The sequence below is a fragment of the Phenylobacterium sp. CCH9-H3 genome (genome assembly GCF_001557235.1).
GTDB lineage: Bacteria > Pseudomonadota > Alphaproteobacteria > Caulobacterales > Caulobacteraceae > Phenylobacterium.
Genome location: NZ_LSJI01000209.1, coordinates 1 through 2,373, shown reverse-complemented (window position 1 = coordinate 2,373; position 2,373 = coordinate 1). Strand labels below are relative to the sequence as shown.

3 protein-coding genes and 1 pseudogene are annotated in these 2,373 nt (G+C 72.1%); 3 read left to right on the top strand and 1 reads right to left on the bottom strand.

Features of this window, described 5'->3' with window-relative positions:
• The 3 genes and pseudogenes from AX721_RS18460 to AX721_RS28825 all read left to right on the top strand — a co-directional run.
• Positions 1-698, top strand: a pseudogene (locus AX721_RS18460) (MobA/MobL protein); the annotation flags it as partial.
• A 9-nt stretch (positions 699-707) separates the two neighbouring features.
• Positions 708-1,403: a DUF6118 family protein gene (locus tag AX721_RS18455; protein ID WP_068877447.1), complete on the top strand. Its 696-nt coding sequence runs from the start codon at positions 708-710 to the stop codon at positions 1,401-1,403.
• A gap of 147 nt (positions 1,404-1,550) precedes the next feature.
• Positions 1,551-1,880, top strand: a complete 330-nt coding sequence (locus AX721_RS28825) for an ATP-binding protein (protein ID WP_082765217.1) — start codon at positions 1,551-1,553, stop codon at positions 1,878-1,880.
• Here the strand turns inward: AX721_RS28825 and AX721_RS27480 are convergent.
• Complete coding sequence (locus tag AX721_RS27480) at positions 1,840-2,178, bottom strand: hypothetical protein (protein WP_156467246.1); 339 nt, start codon at positions 2,176-2,178, stop codon at positions 1,840-1,842. The two genes, AX721_RS28825 and AX721_RS27480, sit on opposite strands and share 41 nt — an antisense overlap.
• Positions 2,179-2,373: the final 195 nt, after the last annotated feature.

The window sequence follows — 2,373 nt, the reverse complement described above, 5'->3', positions numbered from 1 at the left end:
GCTCCGAGATCGAGGTGGAGCGCGCCGGCCCAGCCTCGCCGGGGCGGCCGGCGCGGGGGACGTTCGCGAACTTCACGCCGCGGCCGTCGCCGCAACGGGCGCTGCAGGCCGAGGCACGGCGGCAAACGCCGCCTGCAGACGGCCTGCAGCGTCGCGAGCTGGTCCGCGGCGTCGAGGACTACTCGCGCGCCTTCGCCGACGTGGAGCGGATGAGGGCCCGCTCGTTGCCGGTGCTGCCGCACCAGGACCTCGCCATGGGGCGGGCCGAAGCCTCGCTGTCGAAGATCGACGCCGCGGCCGCCAAGGACCTCAGGAGCGCCCTGGAGCGGCGTCCGGGGCTCGCGGGCCGCATCGGCCAGCCGGACGGCTTGGAGGCCACGCTCAAGGCGATGGCGCAGGAGGCCAGGATCCGTGTGGATCCACAGCTGCGCGCCGACCGCTTCGTGGCCGACTGGACGGCGCTCAGCGGCCGGCACGCCGAGCTGAAGGGTTGGGAGCACCGGGAGGCGCGCCAGGCCGTCGAAGGCCGCATGAAGACGATGGCGCAGGGCCTCGGCCGAGACGCCGACCTCGCCGCGGCGCTCGGCGTCCGGCGCAAGGAGCTGGGGCTACAGGCGCAGCGCAATGTCAGCCAGGACCTGACCAAAGAGCTGACGCGGACGATCAGCCCGGGCCGCTCGCAGGGGCTTTCGAGGTAGGGACGGCGGATGGCCGACGAGGACGACGCCGATGGCGAGGAGGCCCAGGATGCGGCGGCCGTGGCGTTCGAGCAATTGCGGGCGGAGGTGGCACATGTGCGCGCCGCCCTGGAGGCTCTCGGGCCGGTCCTGCGCAGCGTGAAGGCGCCGGACTACAGTCCGACCCTGGGGCAGATCGTGCAGCGGCTGGAGGCGATCGAGAGTCACCCCGCTCTGAAGGTGACCCCGGATCAACATCGGTGGGCGGTGGATCGGGCGGCGGAGGCGGCCCGGCGCAGCGTCCAGCAGGACGTGCAAGAGGTCTTCGCGACCGTGGGGCGGGCCTCCAGCGACATCCGCCGGTTCGCCGGCGAGCTGCGCACCCGTGAGCAGCAGGGCAAGGCTCTCGTCTACGCGGCCGTGGGCGGCCTGGTCGCGGGCGCGGTGCTGTGGGTGTTGTTGTCGGGTCCGATCGCGCGGGCGCTGCCGGCGAGCTGGCGGGTCCCCGAGCGCATGGCGGCCGCCACGCTCCACCTGGACCGCTGGGAGGCCGGCGCGCGCCTGATGGAGACGGCAAACCCGGGCGCGTGGGGCGCCCTGGTTGCGGCGTCGCGGCTCTGGCGAGGCAATCATGACGCGCTGGACGCCTGCGCCCGATCGGCCGCGCGGGCAGGCCGGACGCAGCCGTGCCGGGTGGTGGTGGAGGCCAATCCGGCGAAGCGATAAGCGGCCTTCATGGCCGCAAGGATCGGGGCCGCTCAAGCCGCAGCGAGAGACTGTACCTTTGGGTCAGAGCCAAGTCCGGCGTCGCTGCGAGCAGCTCAGGCGACCTGATCGAGAACGCCGCTAAGCAGGGGGCGCCTTGGGGGGCAGATCGTCGTCGCCACAGGAATCGACGGTGCGGCCAGCAACCTCACCATTGGCGACAGAGGGCCGGGGATCGCACCGGATGCGCGGGAACGGGCCGTCCAGCGCTTCAGCCGGCTGGACGAGAGCCGCTCCACGCCCGGCAGCGGCCTTGGACTATCCCTCGTGGCGACCGTCGCGCGGGTCCATCGTGGCCAGCTCGTGCTGGCGGACAATCAGCCCGGGCTCAGGGCGGAGCTACGCTTGCCGCTGAGCCCGGACCGGGACCTGCGCCCCGCCCGCGGGGCGAAGGAGGTCACCGGTGAGACGGGGCGTGTGATCGGAACGGAAGGGTGAAGCGCGCACCCCAGCCGCCATAGGTACGATTGGGCGCGTATCCATAGGCGCCGTATGGACGGGTGGGGCCAATCGCAGAATCGTAGCTGTGGCGGGCGCCGTAATCGTAGCGAGCGCCGCCGTAGTAGGCGCGGTCGTCGCGGTAGGGTGTCCCGGCGGCGCCGTAGGGGTTCGTGCGCCAGCCGCTGGCCGACGGTGCGTAAGGCGCGCCAGGATGGTCCCTGTAAGGCTGCGCTGAGGCGGCCGTGGCGATCGCCAGGACCGTCGTCGCGGCGGCTGCGGCGAGAAGGCGTTGCATGGGAGGCTCCTTGGACTGGCCGACGGGATGTCAGCGAACAGGAGCCTTGTCGCCCGGGCGGATGTCCTAGGTCGAAAGCGAACGTGACATCGGGTTTAAGCGATCCAGCGCGGGCTGAGGGGTTCGGCCGACCTGGCGCGTAACCCTCTTAATAGCACTGGCGGGGAAGACTCCATTGGGCCGCCCGAACACCAG

Coding starts and splice junctions, on each gene's coding strand:
- AX721_RS18455 (WP_068877447.1), top strand. CDS start 708: ATGGCCGACGAGGACGACGCCGATGGCGAGGAGGCCCAGGATGCGGCG.
- AX721_RS27480 (WP_156467246.1), bottom strand. CDS start 2,178: ATGCAACGCCTTCTCGCCGCAGCCGCCGCGACGACGGTCCTGGCGATC.